General features: G+C 48.3%; 21 protein-coding genes. 9 read left to right on the forward strand and 12 right to left on the reverse strand.

Going from position 1 to position 17,431, the window contains the following annotated elements; translation table 11 throughout:
• Nucleotides 1–97 precede the first annotated feature (97 nt).
• Entirely contained in the window at nucleotides 98–421 is a 324-nt protein-coding gene (locus H6F51_15335) for a DUF760 domain-containing protein (protein MBD1823855.1), read from the forward strand.
• Between the two features lie 44 nt (nucleotides 422–465).
• Here the strand turns inward: H6F51_15335 and H6F51_15340 are convergent, their stop codons facing one another.
• The gene (locus H6F51_15340) at nucleotides 466–1,647 is read right to left on the reverse strand and encodes a trypsin-like peptidase domain-containing protein (protein ID MBD1823856.1); all 1,182 of its coding nucleotides are present in this window, start codon (nucleotides 1,645–1,647) and stop codon (nucleotides 466–468) included.
• Between the two features lie 177 nt (nucleotides 1,648–1,824).
• Between H6F51_15340 and psbQ the strand changes: the two genes are divergently transcribed.
• Both psbQ and H6F51_15350 read left to right on the forward strand, forming a co-directional pair.
• Entirely contained in the window at nucleotides 1,825–2,268 is a 444-nt protein-coding gene (gene psbQ, locus H6F51_15345; protein ID MBD1823857.1) for a photosystem II protein PsbQ, read from the forward strand.
• Between the two features lie 52 nt (nucleotides 2,269–2,320).
• A complete protein-coding gene (locus H6F51_15350) occupies nucleotides 2,321–3,400 on the forward strand; it encodes an FAD-binding oxidoreductase (protein ID MBD1823858.1) in 1,080 nt (359 codons plus the stop codon).
• On the opposite strand, the gene H6F51_15355 is transcribed toward H6F51_15350, so the two are convergent.
• Nucleotides 3,389–3,823 carry a hypothetical protein gene (locus H6F51_15355; GenBank protein ID MBD1823859.1) on the reverse strand — a complete coding sequence of 145 codons (435 nt, stop codon included), beginning with the start codon at nucleotides 3,821–3,823 and terminating at the stop codon, nucleotides 3,389–3,391. The two genes, H6F51_15350 and H6F51_15355, sit on opposite strands and share 12 nt — an antisense overlap.
• A gap of 9 nt (nucleotides 3,824–3,832) precedes the next feature.
• Nucleotides 3,833–4,051, reverse strand: a complete 219-nt coding sequence (locus H6F51_15360; GenBank protein MBD1823860.1) for a hypothetical protein — start codon at nucleotides 4,049–4,051, stop codon at nucleotides 3,833–3,835.
• Between the two features lie 302 nt (nucleotides 4,052–4,353).
• Here H6F51_15360 and hemC point away from each other — a divergent pair, with 302 nt between their 5' ends.
• Complete coding sequence (gene hemC, locus H6F51_15365; protein ID MBD1823861.1) at nucleotides 4,354–5,322, forward strand: hydroxymethylbilane synthase; 969 nt, start codon at nucleotides 4,354–4,356, stop codon at nucleotides 5,320–5,322.
• A gap of 67 nt (nucleotides 5,323–5,389) precedes the next feature.
• Nucleotides 5,390–6,136: a phosphoadenylyl-sulfate reductase gene (locus tag H6F51_15370; protein MBD1823862.1), complete on the forward strand. Its 747-nt coding sequence runs from the start codon at nucleotides 5,390–5,392 to the stop codon at nucleotides 6,134–6,136.
• On the opposite strand, the gene H6F51_15375 is transcribed toward H6F51_15370, so the two are convergent.
• Entirely contained in the window at nucleotides 6,128–6,790 is a 663-nt protein-coding gene (locus H6F51_15375; protein ID MBD1823863.1) for a Uma2 family endonuclease, read from the reverse strand. The genes H6F51_15370 and H6F51_15375 overlap by 9 nt on opposite strands.
• 97 nt (nucleotides 6,791–6,887) lie before the next feature.
• On the opposite strand from H6F51_15375, the gene glgA reads away from it, so the two are divergent.
• Nucleotides 6,888–8,300 carry a glycogen synthase GlgA gene (gene glgA, locus H6F51_15380; GenBank protein ID MBD1823864.1) on the forward strand — a complete coding sequence of 471 codons (1,413 nt, stop codon included), beginning with the start codon at nucleotides 6,888–6,890 and terminating at the stop codon, nucleotides 8,298–8,300.
• 97 nt (nucleotides 8,301–8,397) lie between these two features.
• The gene (locus H6F51_15385; protein MBD1823865.1) at nucleotides 8,398–9,360 is read left to right on the forward strand and encodes a glycerol acyltransferase; all 963 of its coding nucleotides are present in this window, start codon (nucleotides 8,398–8,400) and stop codon (nucleotides 9,358–9,360) included.
• Here the strand turns inward: H6F51_15385 and H6F51_15390 are convergent.
• Nucleotides 9,346–9,819, reverse strand: a complete 474-nt coding sequence (locus H6F51_15390) for a hypothetical protein (protein MBD1823866.1) — start codon at nucleotides 9,817–9,819, stop codon at nucleotides 9,346–9,348. The genes H6F51_15385 and H6F51_15390 overlap by 15 nt on opposite strands.
• A 41-nt stretch (nucleotides 9,820–9,860) precedes the next feature.
• Nucleotides 9,861–11,087: an NAD(P)/FAD-dependent oxidoreductase gene (locus tag H6F51_15395; GenBank protein MBD1823867.1), complete on the reverse strand. Its 1,227-nt coding sequence runs from the start codon at nucleotides 11,085–11,087 to the stop codon at nucleotides 9,861–9,863.
• Between the two features lie 107 nt (nucleotides 11,088–11,194).
• Between H6F51_15395 and H6F51_15400 the strand changes: the two genes are divergently transcribed.
• Nucleotides 11,195–11,665 carry a DUF4112 domain-containing protein gene (locus tag H6F51_15400; GenBank protein MBD1823868.1) on the forward strand — a complete coding sequence of 157 codons (471 nt, stop codon included), beginning with the start codon at nucleotides 11,195–11,197 and terminating at the stop codon, nucleotides 11,663–11,665.
• Between the two features lie 46 nt (nucleotides 11,666–11,711).
• Complete coding sequence (locus H6F51_15405) at nucleotides 11,712–12,764, forward strand: hypothetical protein (GenBank protein ID MBD1823869.1); 1,053 nt, start codon at nucleotides 11,712–11,714, stop codon at nucleotides 12,762–12,764.
• Here the strand turns inward: H6F51_15405 and H6F51_15410 are convergent.
• The 6 genes from H6F51_15410 to H6F51_15435 form a co-directional block, all read right to left on the reverse strand.
• Nucleotides 12,761–12,901, reverse strand: a complete 141-nt coding sequence (locus H6F51_15410) for a hypothetical protein (protein MBD1823870.1) — start codon at nucleotides 12,899–12,901, stop codon at nucleotides 12,761–12,763. The genes H6F51_15405 and H6F51_15410 overlap by 4 nt on opposite strands.
• A 161-nt stretch (nucleotides 12,902–13,062) precedes the next feature.
• Nucleotides 13,063–13,626: a Uma2 family endonuclease gene (locus tag H6F51_15415; protein ID MBD1823871.1), complete on the reverse strand. Its 564-nt coding sequence runs from the start codon at nucleotides 13,624–13,626 to the stop codon at nucleotides 13,063–13,065.
• A gap of 84 nt (nucleotides 13,627–13,710) precedes the next feature.
• Nucleotides 13,711–15,030, reverse strand: coding sequence for a DNA methyltransferase (locus H6F51_15420; GenBank protein MBD1823872.1), 1,320 nt, complete (start codon nucleotides 15,028–15,030; stop codon nucleotides 13,711–13,713).
• Nucleotides 15,031–15,123: 93 nt separating this feature from the next.
• Nucleotides 15,124–16,794, reverse strand: coding sequence for an NAD+ synthase (locus H6F51_15425; protein ID MBD1823873.1), 1,671 nt, complete (start codon nucleotides 16,792–16,794; stop codon nucleotides 15,124–15,126).
• A complete protein-coding gene (locus H6F51_15430) occupies nucleotides 16,794–17,135 on the reverse strand; it encodes a DUF86 domain-containing protein (GenBank protein MBD1823874.1) in 342 nt (113 codons plus the stop codon). The genes H6F51_15425 and H6F51_15430 overlap by 1 nt, the downstream gene beginning before the upstream one ends.
• Nucleotides 17,132–17,425 (reverse strand): nucleotidyltransferase family protein, encoded by a 294-nt coding sequence (locus tag H6F51_15435; protein MBD1823875.1) that lies wholly within the window; start codon nucleotides 17,423–17,425, stop codon nucleotides 17,132–17,134. The genes H6F51_15430 and H6F51_15435 overlap by 4 nt, the downstream gene beginning before the upstream one ends.
• Nucleotides 17,426–17,431 lie beyond the last annotated feature (6 nt).

Here is a 17,431-nt window from a genome sequence, read left to right on the forward strand (position 1 = left end):
TGCTGGCAGATCCAAAGAAGCAATTTTTCCCACCGCTCAAAGTGGGCGAATTTGTAAAGAAATGCCAAAATAATTGGATAGGTTTTTGTGGAACCCAATGGCATTTAATCCTGACAGTGCTAATTTTCTTCATACCGATGCTGAGGCAAGCGACGCAAACGCGCTGCTGCGTTACCTTCAGCATCAACCACCCGAAGTCCTAGAGCGGGTGGCACGATCGGCTAGTCCTCAAGTCAAGCAGATTGTCTCCCACAACGTGCAGGGGTTGGTCGGTGTTCTCCCCGGAGACGGCTTCAACGTCAAAATTACCACTGATCGCGAAAATCTTGCAGGACTACTCGCTTCCGCAATGCTGACCGGCTATTTCCTGCGTCAGATGGAGCAGCGGATGGAACTCGAAAACAATATTGGGGATCTCTAAGGAGAACTCTAAGCGCACCGATTTCTAATCAATGCGCCTCGGATTTAGCTTTTTTTCGGAAACGCGCCCGGACGTACCTGAACGGTCTGTGTGCTGTTTCCTCGCTTCACCTCGACTTGAAGTGGCGCTCCAATTTGGCTTGCTTCGACCTGTCTCTGAACATCGGAAGTGGTCTGAACTGAAGTGCCGTTAATTCTTTGGATAATATCGCCGGAACGTAATCCCCCTTGAGCTGCCGGAGAATTCTCTGCAATCCGCGCAATAAATACGCCTTGATCTTCTGTGACTTGCGCTCGACCGCCCGATTCTTTGTTCAGTTCCTCACGAATCGTCGCCGTTAAATCAATCATCTGAATCCCCAAGTAAGGATGATCGACACTGCCCTTAGTGAAAAGCTGTTCGGCAACTCGCTGAGCAGTTTCGATCGGAATCGCAAATCCCAACCCCTGAGCATCTGCCCGAATTGCCGTATTAATGCCAATCACTTCACCGCGATCGTTGAGCAACGGCCCACCCGAATTGCCGGGATTAATCGCGGCATCGGTTTGAATAAAGCTGACTCGTTTATCCGAAACGCCTACCTGACTGCTCGATCGACCCGTCGCGCTGATAATGCCAGCCGTGACTGTGTTATCGAGACCCAACGGATTTCCGATCGCGATCGCCCACTGCCCCGGAATCAAACTGGTCGATTTTCCGAGCGTTACGTTGGGTAGCCCTGCCGCATCAATTTTCACGGCTGCCACGTCGGTTACAGAATCCGTTCCAACGACCCGCCCCTCGAAAGTACGTCCATCTTTCAGCGTTACTTCTACGGTGTCAGTTCCTTCGACCACATGAGCATTCGTGAGCAACCGACCATCTGAAGTGAGCAGAAAGCCTGATCCAGTTCCGCGCTCGACTCGATCTTCAGGAGCTGGAAGCTGATCGCCAAAAAACCGCTTGAAGACAGGATTCCGAAACGCTTCAGGGACATTACTTGATACGCGCCGAGTCGCATTGATTCGCACTACTGCAGGGCCTGCTCGATCGACCGCCGTAGAAATAAAATTTTCATTTTTTGCGATATCTGGAGACACCAGAATCGTGCTGGGCGGAGCGGATTGCACCTGAAACGGCTGCCCTTGAAGCCGATTGCTCAAATAATGATTTGCCACCAAGCCCGCTCCACCACCAACGGCTAACAGCGAAGCTCCGATCGCGACTTGTCTGAAGGAGAGAACCATATAACGTAACGCGAAAAACAGCGGTGTATTCAGTGTATCTTTGTCTTCTGAATCCGGTGGGTATTTCTGTGACCGATTCGGAGGGACTCGTTTTGGGATAGACTGCTTTTACACAGACTGCGCCTGATTTTCGGCAGTTTGAAGGCGTGGTATATCAGTGAGTTGAAACATAGGGTTATGGCAAAGTATCGTTCTATTCTGGCACTTGTTTTTTGCACGATCATGGCGATCGTCATGGTGGGCTGTAGCAGTCCGACAGCAGTTAAGCCAACTTACACTCCGGAGAAGATTGCAGAGATTCAGAGCTATGCAAAAGATTTGAGCGAGTTGAGCGATCGCTTACCTGAATTACAAAATCTGATTCAGCAAGAGGATTTCATCTTTGCGCGGAACTTTATTCATGGGCCCTTGGGTGAGATCCGCGTGATTATGAGCCGAGTTGCGGGCAGTTTGTTGCCGAATGAGCAGAAGCCAGCCCGCGAGCTGGCAAAACAGATTGCAAACGATTTGGTGGAGATCGATCAAGCCTCGGCATCGAATAACTATAAGGAAGCGATTCGCTACTATGGGGAAACGGTGAAGGATTTAGAAGCGCTCACCAAGTTGATTCCACAAGGTTAAGCGAAAGGGGGCGAAGGATGAATTCTCAAGTTGTTTATGCTTCGCCCTGCATATGAAGATTACGATCGCAGGCTGTGGCGTGGTGGGCGCGACGATCGCTTACGAACTCAGCAAGATTTCAGGTTTAGAGATTACGGTGACCGATGCTCAACCGACTCCGGTTCAAGCTGATTTAACTCAATGCCCAACCTCTACAGGGGCAGCACTCGGCGTATTAATGGGTGCAATCAGCAAAAAGGAAAAAGGTCGCAATTTGAGAATGCGACTGCATGGAATCCAGTATTACAACGAAACCATTCCAGAGTTAGAAGCGCTGACCGGACGATCGATTCCCTTCAATCGCCAAGGCATTTTGATGCTGCAATTTCCCGATGATGATTTATCGGTTTGGCATCGCTTAATTGAGGTCCGACAAAAACAGGATTTAACTTTAGAACTCTGGGATCAAGCGCGATTAAAATCAGAGCTTCCGTTTCTCGATCGTGCTTCTGCTGCCGTGTATTCACCGTGCGATCGACAAGTCAATCCCGTCGCACTCACTCAAGCGTTAATTGAAGCGGCAAAATTGCGAGGTGTTCGGTTTGAGTTTGGAACCAAAGTGATCGGAATGCAGGATGATCAGGTTCAAACTTCTGGAGGTGCGATCGCTTCAGATTATCTTGTGATTTCTGCGGGAGTGGGAACGACTGCGATTGAAAGCTCAGTTGACATTCGCCCTGTCTTGGGTCAAGCGATTCAGGTTCGATTGCCCCAGCCGTTGAGCGATTCAGATTTACCTGTGATTACCGGAAATGATGTGCATATTGTTGCGATCGGAGCATCGGAGTATTGGGTTGGCGCGACGGTTGAGTTTCCGACTGAGGCGGGGGAAGTGTTGCCGCCCGATCGAGCGATGTTTGATGAGGTGATGAGGCAAGCGATCGAGTTTTGTCCGGTTCTCAAAGATGCAGAACCGATTCGGACTTGGTTTGGCTTGCGTCCGCGTCCACAGGGTCGTCCCGCTCCAGTGATTGAAGAACTTAAGCCGAATGTTTTACTTGCAACTGGACATTATCGAAACGGTGTTTTGTTAGCACCAGCGACCGCAGCAGAAGTGAGAGCAAAAATTCTAGACAGAAGACTAAGCTGCTGATTGCAATTGGGGTTTGACAAAGGCATCTAATGTATCTTCCCGCCTAGCGAAAATCCTCCAAACCGTACTATCGACTAGCTCAAAGGCTAATTCACAAGCTGAATTGGTGATATCAAAGTCAACGGCGGGAATATCAGCAGCATTCAAGCAGGCAACGAGAGTAAGATTAATAACCTGATCGAATAAATTTGCAAGTTTCACAAGGTCTTGCCAGTTGAGAATGATTGGAGAGCTAGAGATTTGAGTTTCTAAATCTACGATTCCTGCTTCCCAAACCTCACTAATATCGCCGCTCGCTTCTAGGTCTAAAATTGCCCAGACGAGCTTGTGCTCTTCTTCTGGAACAGCCCGCAACAAGTCGATTAAATCGATCGCCAACACCCCAGCACTATTCGTTTGCGATAGTTCGATTACGGCTGACATAAAAACCTCTTAGAGCGATACTGGTTCAGCACTCATCCGCTTCCCTGTAATTGAATCATACCGATGTTGATGCGGATTGGTGTGATCAGCTCGATCGTGATCGGTGAAATCAATATCTCGAATCAGCCTGCCGTTTTCGCCAAATTCGGGAACTTGAGTATAGGTTTGATTTCTTCTACGACTTGTTTTTTCGCCCAATTGAGTATGTGGGTACGGAGAATCAGGCAAAGCACGCCCTGTTTTTGGATCTCTGGGTAGGGGACGGTGAAATGTATAGATTGAAATCATCGCATAGGCAATAAAGGCTGACTGTATGAAAGCTGATTCTGGTGTGTGGTAAGTATGCAACTTCTGGAGTTTGTGCAAAATTAGCAAAGAAGTTACAAATCCAATAAGAATTTATCGCTTCAGACCTTGCAGCGCTTAATCATCTGTAACGATTTCGAGCCGATCTCACCACAAATCGGGCATCACACTACGGTAAGGTGAAGAAAGTCACTTAATAAGCACGTATCAACTACCCGCTAATTATGTCCTCAACTGTCTCTAGCCCAACCCGTACCATCAAGATTGCTTCCCGCAAGAGCCAACTCGCATTAGTGCAGACTTATTGGGTGCAGGAGCAGTTACAAAAAGCTTTTCCCGATCGCACCTTTGAAGTCCATACAATGGAGACTCAAGGCGATAAAGTCCTGAACGTCGCATTGGCAAAAATCGGGGACAAAGGCTTATTTACTAAAGAACTTGAAGACGGAATGCTTAATCGCACGACAGATTTTGCGGTGCATTCGCTGAAAGATTTGCCGACGCGCTTGCCAGAAGGCTTGATGCTGGGTTGTGTCACCGAGCGCGAAGATCCCGCCGATGCCTTGGTCGTGCATGAAAAACACAAAGATAAAGAGCTTGCGACCTTGCCCGAAGGCGCTGTGATTGGAACCTCCTCGCTGCGGCGCTTGGCTCAGCTGCGTCATCACTATCCGCACCTCAGCTTCAAAGATGTGCGCGGTAATGTGAACACTCGCTTGGCAAAATTAGATTCGGGTGAATACGATGCCATCATCCTAGCGGCAGCAGGATTGAATCGATTGAACTTTAGCGATCGCATTCATCAACTCATCCCGTCTGACATTTCCCTTCATGCCGTCGGTCAAGGTGCGTTGGGAATCGAATGTCGCGAAGGTGATACCGAAATTCTCGAAATTCTGAAAGTTTTGGAACATCAGCCGACTGCTTATCGCTGTTATGCAGAGCGGGCATTTTTGCGTGAATTAGAAGGCGGTTGCCAAGTGCCGATCGGAGTCAACACCACAATCGAAGGCGACACTTTGACTTTAACCGGAATCGTGGCAAGTTTAGACGGTCAAAAACTCGTCAAAGATAGCGTTTCGGGGCTGGCAACCGATGCGGAGAAGCTCGGAACCGAACTGGCGCATCGTGCCAGAGAACAAGGAGCGCAGGAAATCTTAGACGAAATTCTCGCCACCTTAAACCGCAGCTAAACGCAATGCGCTCATAACGTTCGATAATAGAAAACGCAATATAGGGAACGCTGCCGGAGAACACACTATGGCGCAAACGATCGCGCAGTCTGCGTTAGACATTCCAAGTTTAGACGCGGAACTTTCAACCCAAAGTCCTCAGAGAATTCTGGAACGGGCGCTAGATCAATTTGACAACATCGCGATTTCGTTTAGTGGTGCGGAAGATGTTGTGCTGATCGACATGGCGCATCGTCTCAACAAAAAAGTGCAGGTGTTTAGCCTTGATACTGGACGGCTTCATGCGGAGACTTATCAGTTTATCGAGCAAGTGAGAAAGCACTACGGCTGCACGATCGACATTCTCTTCCCGGACACCGAGAAAGTTCAGCAACTCGTCACTGAGAAAGGACTGTTCAGCTTCTACGAAGACGGACACAATGAATGCTGTGGCATTCGCAAAGTTGAACCCCTGCGTCGCAAGCTCGGAACCTTAGATGCTTGGATCACGGGACAACGTAAGGATCAAAATCCGTCCACTCGTGCAACGGTTCCCGTGATTCAAGTCGATACGGCGTTTTCATCGGACGATCGCCAGCTGATCAAATTCAACCCCTTGGCAAACTGGTCTTCTGCGGATGTCTGGCTGTACATTCGCGGCTTTGAAGTGCCTTACAATCCATTGCACGAAAAAGGATTTATCAGCATCGGCTGTGAGCCTTGCACCAGAGCCGTTCTACCGAATCAGCACGAGCGAGAAGGACGCTGGTGGTGGGAAGATGCCACGAAGAAAGAGTGTGGCTTACACGCGATCAATCCCACGAAATCAGCTTAAGCGGTCTTTGAATTCCTGATGTTCTGGACTGTTTAACCCGGTTTGTAAATTCGATAGAACTGTTGCAATGTCGCCTTGCTGGAGTGAGGCGACATTTAGCCATAGTCCTGGAAAAATCCGGCTTTTAATTACGCCTGCTTCCGGTTCTAGCAAAACATATTCGCTATCTTGCAACTGAAACCAGCGAATCTGATTTTCGTAAATTTGCCAAACTAAATACTCTTTCACGCCATTTCGGCGATAAGCGTTTAACTTGGCATTGAGATCGACCGATGCGCTACTCGCTGCAATTTCCACGACCAGTTCTGGCGCACCTTCGATGTAATCATCTTCAGTAATTCGAGAGCCGCCCCCCGCTTCGGGTTCGATTCGCAATAAAGCATCGGGTTGTGGCTCATTATCCAGATCGAGCCGAACGGTTGCATTGTCTTCGATATCAACCCCTGGAGTCGCAGCAACATAAGCTGTTAGCCATCCAATCACATAGGCGTGAGGCCTTCCATGTTGTTTTGCTCGGACGGGAGATGCCACGTATACGACTCCTTCGATTAATTCCGCCTTGAGATTAGGGTATGGAGCATATCGCCGCTCGAACTCAGAGCGGGAAAGACGATCGCCGCTTTCAAGTGGTGGAGTCGAAACTTGGCTGACCATAGTACAAACCTCGGCATTTCTCTGATTTTGACACACACGCAAATCGCTATCCCAAAGTCGGTATGATGACAGTGCGAAAAGAGAGAGGGAAAGCCAGATGCGGATTTTGTTTGTGGCGGCGGAAGCAGCACCGATCGCGAAAGTTGGGGGCATGGGTGATGTCGTGGGGGCATTGCCGAAAGTGTTGAAAGCGATGGGGCATGATGTCCGAATTTTCCTGCCGTATTTTGGCTTTCTCAATGACAAGATTAAGATTCCAGCAGAACCGATCTGGAAAGGCTACGCAATGTTTAATGACTTTGCGGTGTATGAAACGGTTTTGCCGGGAACCGATGTGCCGCTGTATCTGTTTGGGCATCCTGCGTTTGACCCGCGCCGGATTTACGGCGGAGAGGATGAAGACTGGCGGTTTACGTTCTTTGCCAATGGTGCGGCTGAGTTTGCCTGGAACTATTGGAAGCCGCAGATTATTCACTGTCACGATTGGCATACCGGGATGATTCCGGTGTGGATGCACCAAGACCCAGATATTTCCACGATTTTTACGATTCACAATTTGGCGTATCAAGGCCCCTGGCGCTGGAAATTAGAGCAGATGACATGGTGCCCTTGGTATATGCAGGGACATAACACAATGGCGGCAGCAGTTCAGTATGCGAATTGGGTGACAACGGTTTCGCCCACGTATGCAGAGCAAATCAAAACGCCCACGTATGGGGAAACGCTAGAGGGATTGCTGTCGTTTATCAGTGGCAGGGTCTCTGGCATTGTGAACGGGATTGATACGGAGTCTTACAATCCAGAGGTCGATAAAGCGATCGCACAACCCTTTTCCACCGAAACGATCGACGACCGCATTGCCAACAAAATCGCCCTGCAAGAAGAAGTCGGATTGGAAGTCAATTCCAAAGCGTTCTTGATTGGCATGGTTTCGCGCTTGGTGGAGCAAAAAGGATTGGATCTTGTAATTCAGATTCTCGATCGCTATCTCGCGTACACCGATGCTCAATTTGTGCTGTTGGGGACGGGCGATCGGTACTACGAAACGCAGATGTGGCAAATGTCCTCGCGCTATGGGGGGCGGATGTCGGTGTATTTGCTCTATAACGATGCTCTCGCGCGTCGGATTTATGCGGGAACGGATGCGTTCTTGATGCCCTCGCGATTCGAGCCTTGTGGCATTAGTCAGATGTTAGCAATGCGATATGGTTGTGTGCCGATCGTGCGGCGAACGGGTGGTTTAGTCGATACCGTGTCGCATCATGATCCCGAAAACCATGCGGGAACGGGGTATTGTTTCGATCGCTATGAGCCGTTGGATTTGTTTACTTCAATGGTGCGGGCGAATGAAGCTTACCGATTTAAAGGTTTGTGGAAAGAACTTCAGCAGCGCGGGATGGAGCAAAACTTTAGCTGGAAAAATTCGGCGGTGGAATACGATCGCCTGTATCGTCGCGTTTTAGGAGTGCCAGAAGAGGAAACACTCGAAAAAGAATTAATTCAAGGATAAGAATTGCAGCTTACGGTTGGAATTTCTAGTCTGAGGGAAGATCTGTTCTGCCCCCAATTTGCGGTATTCCAATTGTAGTTTGGTCTACATTGCGCTTATGAGTTTCCGGTTTTCCTGGTTTGACTGGTTTTGCTTTTGGTATCCGCCCGGATGGCTGATTCTGTTTAATCGCCATTGGCAGCATTACCACGCTGATCCAGACGGCTGGAACTGGCTGGAGTATGCGCTATTTCTGATTCCGGGCGGATTCTACGTTGCCCTGTTAATTCGGTGGGTTCGCTTGGGATTTCGATCGCCCAAGTCCGATTTCACTGAACCCGATCCCCTTTATCAAAAAGCGTTTCGAGAAGAAATCTTGCTGCCGATCGTCACGCGATTTTTTCGGGCTGAGTTGCATCACTTGGAAAACTTGCCAGACCATCCCCCCGCGATCGTCACGCTGAATCATGCGGGAATGTGCTTCCCATGGGATTTCGTGTGTTTAGGCGTGTTACTCAGCGAAAAAACCGGATGGTTTGTGCAACCTGTGGCGCATCCGATCTTTTTTGATCATCCCTGGTTGGTTTGGTGGCTGCCGCGTGGATGGGCACAGGTTTTAGGCGGAGTTCGGGCGGAGCGGGAAAGTTTCGAGGCGGCAATGGCACAAAAAACTGTGCTGCTGTATGCGCCTGAGAGTTGGCGCGGACTCGCTAAAGGATGGCGACGACGCTATCAGCTAGAGAAGTTTGATCCGAGTTTTTTGCAACTGAGTGCGAGATATGAAGTGCCGATCGTTCCCACGATTTGTATCGGGAATGAATTTCTGCATCCCTGGACAGTAAATTCTAAACGATTGGCACGATGGTTAAAAATGCCGTTGCTACCTATATCGCCTTTACTGTTGTTATTTGTGTTGTTTCCGTCGTTGGGCGTATGGGCGGTGAGAACGCGATTAAAGTATTATTTTCAGCCTACACAGTCGCCGCTAGACGAGAATTTGACGCGATCGCAGCTTTACGATCAAGCAAGAGACTTACGATCGCGCTTACAACAAGAACTCAATCATCTAACGGCACGCTAAACCTGTGTAGGGATTCACCGGGATCGGAGATGGGATCGGGCTTCCATAAATCGCGGTGCCGCAAGAGGGAAGTGTATAGTTGCCAAAACCAAAGCCTGGATTGACGATGACCCTTCGCGCTCTCGGTGTCACAATTACAGTCGAACCGGGAAATGCTGGTGGATAGAATCCAGGCGAGTAATAGCCATTGTTGTAATAGCCGTTGTTGTAATAGCCAGGGGAGTAATAGCCATTGTTGTAATAGCCATTGCTTGGAGTACGAATAATAATCTGTCTGTTGTAGCCCGGAGAACCACGATAAAAAGTTCCACCAGAAAAGCCAGAGGGCACACCGAAGCTAGAAGGCGATCCGATCGTCACCCCAAAGCCAGAGGAGCGAGTGCGATAGCCCGCCTGAGCGGGTAATAGAGGTGCAAGCACGATCGCGCCTGCAACGATACAAGAAATGAGCTTAAACATAACATCCTCAAGATTGCAGCGAAGTTGAGTTGATGCACCGTCTAGACTTGCAATTTCGACGGCTTAGCGATCGCGTTTCCGGCAATCCAGCCTGTCGTCCAAGCACTTTGAAAGTTGAAACCACCTGTAATACCATCAATATCTAATATTTCACCCGCGAAATAAAGACCAGAACAACAACGGCTTTCCATTGTTTTGAAGTTAATTTCCTTCAAACTCACTCCGCCACAAGTCACAAATTCTTCTTTGAATGCGCCTTTACCAGAAATTTGATAGCTCCCTTGGGTGAGTTCCTGGATCAGTTGGTTCAGGGTTTTGTTAGATAGCTCTGCCCATCGACGATCGCGATCGATTCCGACTGCTTCCGTTAACCGTTCCCATAAGCGGCGGGGTAACATGACCGGGCAATTGGCGGCGATCGTTTTTTGCGGAATTTGACCCCTCACGGCTGTTAATTCTTGCCGCAATTGTTCCGGGTTCTGTTTTGGCAACCAGTTAATTGTCAGTTTTGCTCGATAGTTGTAATCGTGAAGTTCCCTTGCTGCCCATGCAGAAAGCTTTAAGACCGCAGGCGCACTTAAGCCCCAATGGGTGATTAATAAAGCTCCGGTCTGTTCAAATTTGGATTCCCCGACTTGCAACTTCAGCCGAGCCGAATCAACGGAAACACCCGCGAGGTCAGTCAAGCGATCGTCGCGCACATTGAACGTAAACAGCGACGGAACCGGCTCGATGATTGAATGTCCCAATGCTCTGGCAAATTCATACCCGTGGGGATTGCTTCCGGTTGCAATCAGGACGCGATCGGCAGTCAGAACTTCACCAGAGCGGAGTTCGATCGCGAATTCATCGCCCAACTTTGTCACAGATTTTACCGGAGCCTGGGTGTAAATTTTCACGCCTAGATCGGCTGCTTGATTAAATAAGCAGTCTGCGATCGTTCTCGAATCATCAGTAATCGGAAAAATGCGTCCGTCAGCTTCCGTTTTGAGTTTGACATTACGATCGGTAAACCATTCGATCGTATGTTTTGCTTGGAACTGTGAAAATGCGCCTCGAAGTGCTTTTCCGCCTCTTGGATAATGCTGCACTAATAAAGACGGCTCAAAGCACGCATGAGTCACATTACAGCGACCTCCGCCCGAAATCAGCACTTTCGATAAACATTGCCGCCCTGCTTCGAGCAACGTTACTTCCATACCAGATTGCGCGGCACAAATCGCCCCAAAAAATCCTGCTGCTCCACCGCCAATAACAACTAATTTCACCGCTCTATTTCTCCCAGTGCGATCTTGATCTTAGGCGATTCGATCGCGCTTACAGACTCAGAATTACAACGCTGAGGTTAAGATTTGAGAAACCAGAATGAATCAATATGCAACCTCATCGGGATAAGACGATCGCACGATTACGATCGCTCACACATCTGCTTGATAATGCCTTTCCAATTCCAGGGACAAAATATCGCGTCGGAATTGATCCCATCATTGGGCTGTTGCCGGGGGGTGGGGATGTAGCGATGTCATTTGTTTCGTCCTATATCCTGATCGAAGCTGCACGGTTGGGCTTGCCTCGCCCAACTTTGCTCCGAATGTTGTGGAATTTGATTCTTGATGCGTTGCTTGGAATTGTTCCAATGGCGGGCGACTTTGTTGATCTAGCTTGGAAGGCAAACAGTAAAAATCTGGCACTGATCGAGGCACATTTAGCGAAACCAGGACAACAAGCGAAAGCGGATTATTTGTTCGTGGCGTTGCTGATTGTGATCTTTCTTGCAGTCGTGATTGCGTTAGGAATGTTGACGGTGTTAGTTATTAGCACCATTTGGAATGCGATCGCGGCATAACGCAGCAAAGATGCAATAATGATGCGGCTGTTTTTTTCTTGTCGCAATGCCGCGCTCAACCACTCTCCTCACCCCCGAAGCCCTGGAGCCAACTGAATTCAAGTTTGATCTACCCGACCCGAACGACGATCGCATTGCAGAACTTGAATTTCAGCAGCAAATTGAGCAAGCATGGCAGGTGTGCGATCGCTTCGATTTGCAGACGGATATTTGGCGGGGACGAATTCTTAGAGCAGTCCGAGAGCGCGAAAAGCGATCGGGAGAAGGTCGCGGGGCTGGATTTCTCAATTGGTTGAAAGACCGCGAAATTAGCAAAACCCAAGCTTATAAACTGATCGAACTTGCAAACAGCGCAGATATGCTTTTAGCAGGCGGATATATTGAGCCTGAAGATGTAAATCGATTTAGTAAGCAAGCCTTTGTCGAAACGGCTCAGTCGGAACCAGAAGTGCAGCAGCTTGTCGGCGATGCAGCGAAACGGGGCGATCGCATTACTCGTCGTGAAGTGCGACAACTCTCCGACGACTGGACAGCCATGAGTTCAGAGTTGTTGCCCGAAGAGATTCGCGAGAAAGTTGTTGATCAAACGATTCCAACCCGTTATGTTGCGCCTTTGGTCAAACATTTGCAGAAACTACCCGAATCGCATCAGTCTTCAATTCGACAAGCGATCGCAGAGCAGCCTGATCTCGATACCTTGAAGCAGGCAACCGGAGAAGCTCGATCGCTCTCTCGCTATCTAGAAGCGGCTCCCCAAGTGCAAGCGTTGAATGACGAATCGATCGACATTCAGAACGCCTTGGATGAAGCGATGCGCTTAGGGTGTCTCAACTCTGCCGCAGAATTAGTGAATCAAGCCGCGCAGCTAGAGCAAGCGATCGCTAAACTCTACACGACTTGGAAACGAGTCAATACCTTATCTGATAGGCTCTACGAAGATACGGGCGCGAGTACCCCGAATCTACGGTCGATGTTGAAATCGCTGGAACGGCTGTCTAGTGATTCGATCGAATTCTACTTTGGCGATCCGAGAGGCGAGAACTTTTCGCACACGATTCGACTCAAACTAGAAGACGATCAAATTTCAGACGGGGACTAGCGATCGCTCGATCGTCTTAGATACACCCAGTGGCGGTAGTTCGGGTGAACATGACCTTCGGGTTCTCGGTGCAAGTTCGTTTCCGGTTCAACGGGCTTGCGGTCTTGTTCTAACTTCTTGCGATTAAAGAATTTCATGAGAGTCCTCCTCAATGAAGTGATTGCAGGAGGCACTTTCAAACCTGTCACCATACTTGGCTAAGGCAGCCGTATGTCCGAATCTTTTCTGTGCCTTATACTACTATTCTACAAGATTCTGCTAAGGCCATATCACTAAAGAGCGATTTGTTTCTTTAGGTTTAGCGGAAGAACTCAGCAACCGCGCAATCAAATTCCGGAAGCAATGCAGAGGTTAATCTATCTTGCGAAAATAAAGTAGAAACGAGTTGAAGCAGAGCATCCTGACGGCGATACACTTCTAACTGTTGGATTCGCCAATCGAGAATCCAATACTCCTGAACTCCGCGTTCTGCATATAGTTTTAGCTTGGTTTCGCGGTCTCGGCGCTCATTCTGCGTTCCGGGAGACAATACCTCGACGATGAGTTCTGGGGCGATCGTAAAATGCCCTTCTTCATCGACTCCCACAGCTAACCGCTCATTGCTAATCCAAATGACATCTGGAATCACGTTATCTGCATCGTCAAAAATGACTCCCGGAGTCGGAACTGCTTGTCCCACTTGGGATATGCCTGACCAAACATTCAGCACTTGATAGGCTTGTCCAATCACTTTCTGATGCTTCCAGTGCGGGGCGCGGGTCATGAGCAGATGTCCATCAACAATTTCATAGCGATTACTGCTCTCAGGCAGAAGCTTGAGATCTTCAGTCGTCCAGTAGACTCGATTTGCAGCTTGAGACATAAGGACAGCAGCTTAGAGGATGTTGTTATTGTAGGCGAACACCCTTCGCGTGAGCCAAACGCAACACTAAAATCATTACTAAAATCATTGTTTCCCGTTCCAACGTAGCACTACAACTTCTTCGCGGATTTGTTCTTTCGTTGCAGTCGCTAATCGAGTTCTAAACAAATCAATGTTCACCACTTCATAGCCCAGTTCACTAGCAATGTCTGCTAACAGTTGACCTGTCCGAATCATCACACGCAAATATGACGCTTGATCTCCAACCACATAAGCTAGCTGAGCACCAGGGCGCAGTGCAGAACGTAACTCAGCTAAATGCTTTGCCATTCCGCCGAAATACAGCTTAGTGACTCGTGCATACATTCGCTCAAACCCGCTTGTTTTTCCAAGCTCAATCCGGCGATCTTCAATTTCTTGAGCAATGCGTTGAATCTCAGGAAAATGCGACACCCATCGATCGTCGTCATCGACCTTATAAACGCCGCGTGTGTTTGATCGCACTAATCCCCGCTTCATTGCTTGCAGTTCAGCTTTGGTGTTGATAAAGCCAAGCAGCACCGACTCTAGCCGTGTCGTGCGGGTGTAGTCTTTCTCATTGGGATAAGGTGGGGAAGTAATCACCGCATCAATCGAATCCGGTGCCAGAATCTGTCCGGCGTTGCGAGAATCTGCATGGTGAACGATCGCTTCGGTTTCAGCTTGAGAGGCTAAGGTGCGTAAATCGTTGGCAATGATTCGCACTGCCTGTAGCCACGATTCAATCACAGGCGCATCAGATTTCGCTACTCCGATGCTCACTTCCGGTCTAAATCGTAAGTTACTAATCGAGAATACTAAAGCTTTTGCGAGTGCAAGCCGAATGTGAGCATCATAGCGATCGTTTGAATGTCGCTGGATTTCCTCAAGTAGCACTAGGGTTTTATCCAGTGGAACAGGACTGATGGAATCAGCTAACAGTAGCTTTTGGACTTCTTCGGTTAGAGTTCGGGGTTGTCGCGGCTGATTTTGCACTGCTTCTGCGGTGGTTGCAATGTCTTCTGCGTGACGAATTAAAGCATCAGGATCAACTGTCCAATTAAGCTTCGTTTGACAAGCAAATGCTGCCATTGCATTGGCTTCAATTCCAACGCTCTTAATGCCTAATTTTTTGCACTCAACCGGAGTCGTTCCAGTTCCACAAAACGGATCAAGCACTCGTTGGGATGAATCAACTTTAAACTTCTGCAAATACTCTCGGACGAGGTGCGGCGGGTAAGAAAGCACAAAGCGATACCAATCGTGGGCTGATCGATCTTCGGGTCGAAGTTGATTAATCTCTAAGCCTTTGCGGTTTGAATTTGGGACTGGGATCGGTAACGATAGCTGGGTCGATCTTGGCGATTCAACTTCGGCATTTAGCATATCTTACGGGGTCGATCGCGAAACGATTTGGATGCAATCTGCACAAGATTACTACGAAACGCCAGAAACAGCGCTAATTTACAAGGGATTCGATCAAATTCGAGCAATCCAACGATTTGCGATCGGCATTCTCCATCCGGTGCCAAAGGCACGATCGGTCACTTTCAATCCGGGAGGTGCTTGCTTGCGCTTAAATTCTGCAATCCGAACTAATTTAACGATTCGTTCGACGATCGCCGCTTCATGTCCGGTAGCAACAATTTCGGCAGGGGCTTGATGTTGGTGAATGTAGCGATCGAGAATGTCGTCCAACACATCGTATTCTGGCAGTGAGTCTTGATCTTTCTGACCAGGCTTTAATTCTGCGCTGGGCGGTTTCACAAGCACATTCACCGGAATGATCTCTTGCGATCGATTAATCCATTCGCACAGCTTGTAGACTTTTGTTTTCGGCACATCTGCGATCGCGGCTAACCCACCATTCATGTCTCCGTATAAGGTGCAATATCCGACAGCAATCTCTGATTTGTTTCCGGTTGAAACTAAGAGATGTCCAAATTTGTTCGACACTGCCATCAGCAAAGTACCGCGAATTCGAGACTGTAAATTCTCTTCTGCCAGGCCGAAGGGTGTTCCTGCAAACAATGGATCAAGGGTGTGATCAAAACATTCCATGATTGTTCCGATCGGCAATGTTTGCGTCTGAATTCCTAAATTCTGAGCAAGATCTAGCGCGTCTTGAATGGAATGATCAGAACTATAGGGAGAAGGCATCAGAATGCCGAGAACATTGTCTTGACCAACTGCTTCGGCTGCGATCGCGGCAATTAATGATGAATCAATTCCACCACTCAAACCCAATACAATCTTAGAAAAACCACATTTACGGGCATAATCTCGCACACCTAAAACTAAAGCTGACCATAGTTCAGCTTCTTCGCAATCGGGAGCCTCTACGATCGTGCTGTTCTCAAAATCCCGTGTTGCAAGATTGTACTCAATCGTTAGCCAATCTTCTTCAAAGCTAATCGATCGTGCAATCAATGCCCCTTTTCGATTGATTGCAAAGCTTGCGCCATCAAAGATCAGATCATCATTACCGCCAACTTGATTTGCGTAGATTAAAGGTTGCTGAAATCGCAATGCTCCATGTTGCAGCATCGCTTCCCTCAGCTTTCGCTTTCCGACTGTGTAGGGCGAGGCGGAAAGATTGATCGTGAATTCTACGCCTGCCTGGGCGAGATCTGCGATCGGATTCAAGGTATAGGTTCGTCTGCCCCAAAATTCCTCATCGTTCCAAAGATCCTCGCAGATTGTGACTCCAATCCGAACTCCATCTAGCTCGAACTGATTTGGCTGATTTCCCGGCTCAAAGTAGCGATCCTCATCAAACACATCGTAAGTTGGCAGTAAGCGCTTGTGAAAGACTTTCAGAATGTTGCCTTTCTCAATCAATGCCACACTGTTGAACAAGGGTTTTCCGCCTGTTGAGAGCGATCGAGCATTTGGCTCAACGGTTCCCACTAACACCGCCACACCTTCAGGGATGTTTGCTGCAAGCTCCGCAAGTTGCTTTGCCATTGTTGCAATAAAGCTCGGATCAAGCAGCAGATCGCGTGGTGGATAACCACAGAGTGATAGTTCTGGAGTCAGCAGTAAACGAACATTCTCAGATGCTGCACGATCGGCAGCTTGGAGAATTTTGTTCGCGTTGCCTTGGATATCTCCGATCGTCGGATTGAGTTGTGCGATCGCAATTTTCATCATGATTGGTTCAGCGTTTGCAAGATAGCAGTAATGTTTGTTTTAAGCTCTGGCAGATTTTGCTCTACGACCCGCCAAACTTCTTCAGGATCAACTCGGACATAATCGTGAATTAAAACATCTCTTAATCCTGCAATCCGTTTCCAAGAAATATCAGGATAGCTTTCTCTAATCGAAAGTGGTAATTGTTTAGTCGCTTCTCCAATAATCTCAAGATTGCGAACTACAGCATCCCGCATCATACGATTTTGCAAAAATGCTTCGCGTCCTTCAGCAGTATAGGATTCGATCCATGTAATGCATTCTAAAATATCGCTGAGTAAGAGACGGATTTCTCTCATAAGGGAACTGCCTCTTTCAGAACACGATCGCGAATCAATTCATGCAAATTTTCTGGTAGCGCCACATCAACTTTTCGTCCTAACACATCTTCGAGATCTTGAATTAGCGCAATGCGATCGAGCAAACTATGATTTTTCATCTCCACTAAGAAATCAACATCACTTTCTGCATTGGCTTCTCCTCTTGAGACGGAGCCAAAAACCCGAATATTAAAGGCTTTATGCTTGCGTGCGATCGCTAAGATCTCCTCTCGCTTATCCGCTAATAGTTCCTCGATTCCAAGTCCCATAATTTT

The organism is Cyanobacteria bacterium FACHB-DQ100, assembly GCA_014695195.1.
Classification (GTDB): Bacteria; Cyanobacteriota; Cyanobacteriia; order Leptolyngbyales; family Leptolyngbyaceae; genus Leptolyngbya.

Bases quoted from the DNA above. Each gene is read 5' to 3' on its own strand.
- H6F51_15335 (MBD1823855.1), top strand. From the start codon at position 98: ATGGCATTTAATCCTGACAGTGCTAATTTTCTTCATACCGATGCTGAG.
- H6F51_15340 (MBD1823856.1), bottom strand. From the start codon at position 1,647: ATGGTTCTCTCCTTCAGACAAGTCGCGATCGGAGCTTCGCTGTTAGCC.
- psbQ (MBD1823857.1), top strand. From the start codon at position 1,825: ATGGCAAAGTATCGTTCTATTCTGGCACTTGTTTTTTGCACGATCATG.
- H6F51_15350 (MBD1823858.1), top strand. From the start codon at position 2,321: ATGAAGATTACGATCGCAGGCTGTGGCGTGGTGGGCGCGACGATCGCT.
- H6F51_15355 (MBD1823859.1), bottom strand. From the start codon at position 3,823: ATGTCAGCCGTAATCGAACTATCGCAAACGAATAGTGCTGGGGTGTTG.
- hemC (MBD1823861.1), top strand. From the start codon at position 4,354: ATGTCCTCAACTGTCTCTAGCCCAACCCGTACCATCAAGATTGCTTCC.
- H6F51_15370 (MBD1823862.1), top strand. From the start codon at position 5,390: ATGGCGCAAACGATCGCGCAGTCTGCGTTAGACATTCCAAGTTTAGAC.
- H6F51_15375 (MBD1823863.1), bottom strand. From the start codon at position 6,790: ATGGTCAGCCAAGTTTCGACTCCACCACTTGAAAGCGGCGATCGTCTT.
- glgA (MBD1823864.1), top strand. From the start codon at position 6,888: ATGCGGATTTTGTTTGTGGCGGCGGAAGCAGCACCGATCGCGAAAGTT.
- H6F51_15385 (MBD1823865.1), top strand. From the start codon at position 8,398: ATGAGTTTCCGGTTTTCCTGGTTTGACTGGTTTTGCTTTTGGTATCCG.
- H6F51_15390 (MBD1823866.1), bottom strand. From the start codon at position 9,819: ATGTTTAAGCTCATTTCTTGTATCGTTGCAGGCGCGATCGTGCTTGCA.
- H6F51_15400 (MBD1823868.1), top strand. From the start codon at position 11,195: ATGCAACCTCATCGGGATAAGACGATCGCACGATTACGATCGCTCACA.
- H6F51_15405 (MBD1823869.1), top strand. From the start codon at position 11,712: ATGCCGCGCTCAACCACTCTCCTCACCCCCGAAGCCCTGGAGCCAACT.
- H6F51_15410 (MBD1823870.1), bottom strand. From the start codon at position 12,901: ATGAAATTCTTTAATCGCAAGAAGTTAGAACAAGACCGCAAGCCCGTT.
- H6F51_15415 (MBD1823871.1), bottom strand. From the start codon at position 13,626: ATGTCTCAAGCTGCAAATCGAGTCTACTGGACGACTGAAGATCTCAAG.
- H6F51_15420 (MBD1823872.1), bottom strand. From the start codon at position 15,030: ATGCTAAATGCCGAAGTTGAATCGCCAAGATCGACCCAGCTATCGTTA.
- H6F51_15425 (MBD1823873.1), bottom strand. From the start codon at position 16,794: ATGAAAATTGCGATCGCACAACTCAATCCGACGATCGGAGATATCCAA.
- H6F51_15430 (MBD1823874.1), bottom strand. From the start codon at position 17,135: ATGAGAGAAATCCGTCTCTTACTCAGCGATATTTTAGAATGCATTACA.
- H6F51_15435 (MBD1823875.1), bottom strand. From the start codon at position 17,425: ATGGGACTTGGAATCGAGGAACTATTAGCGGATAAGCGAGAGGAGATC.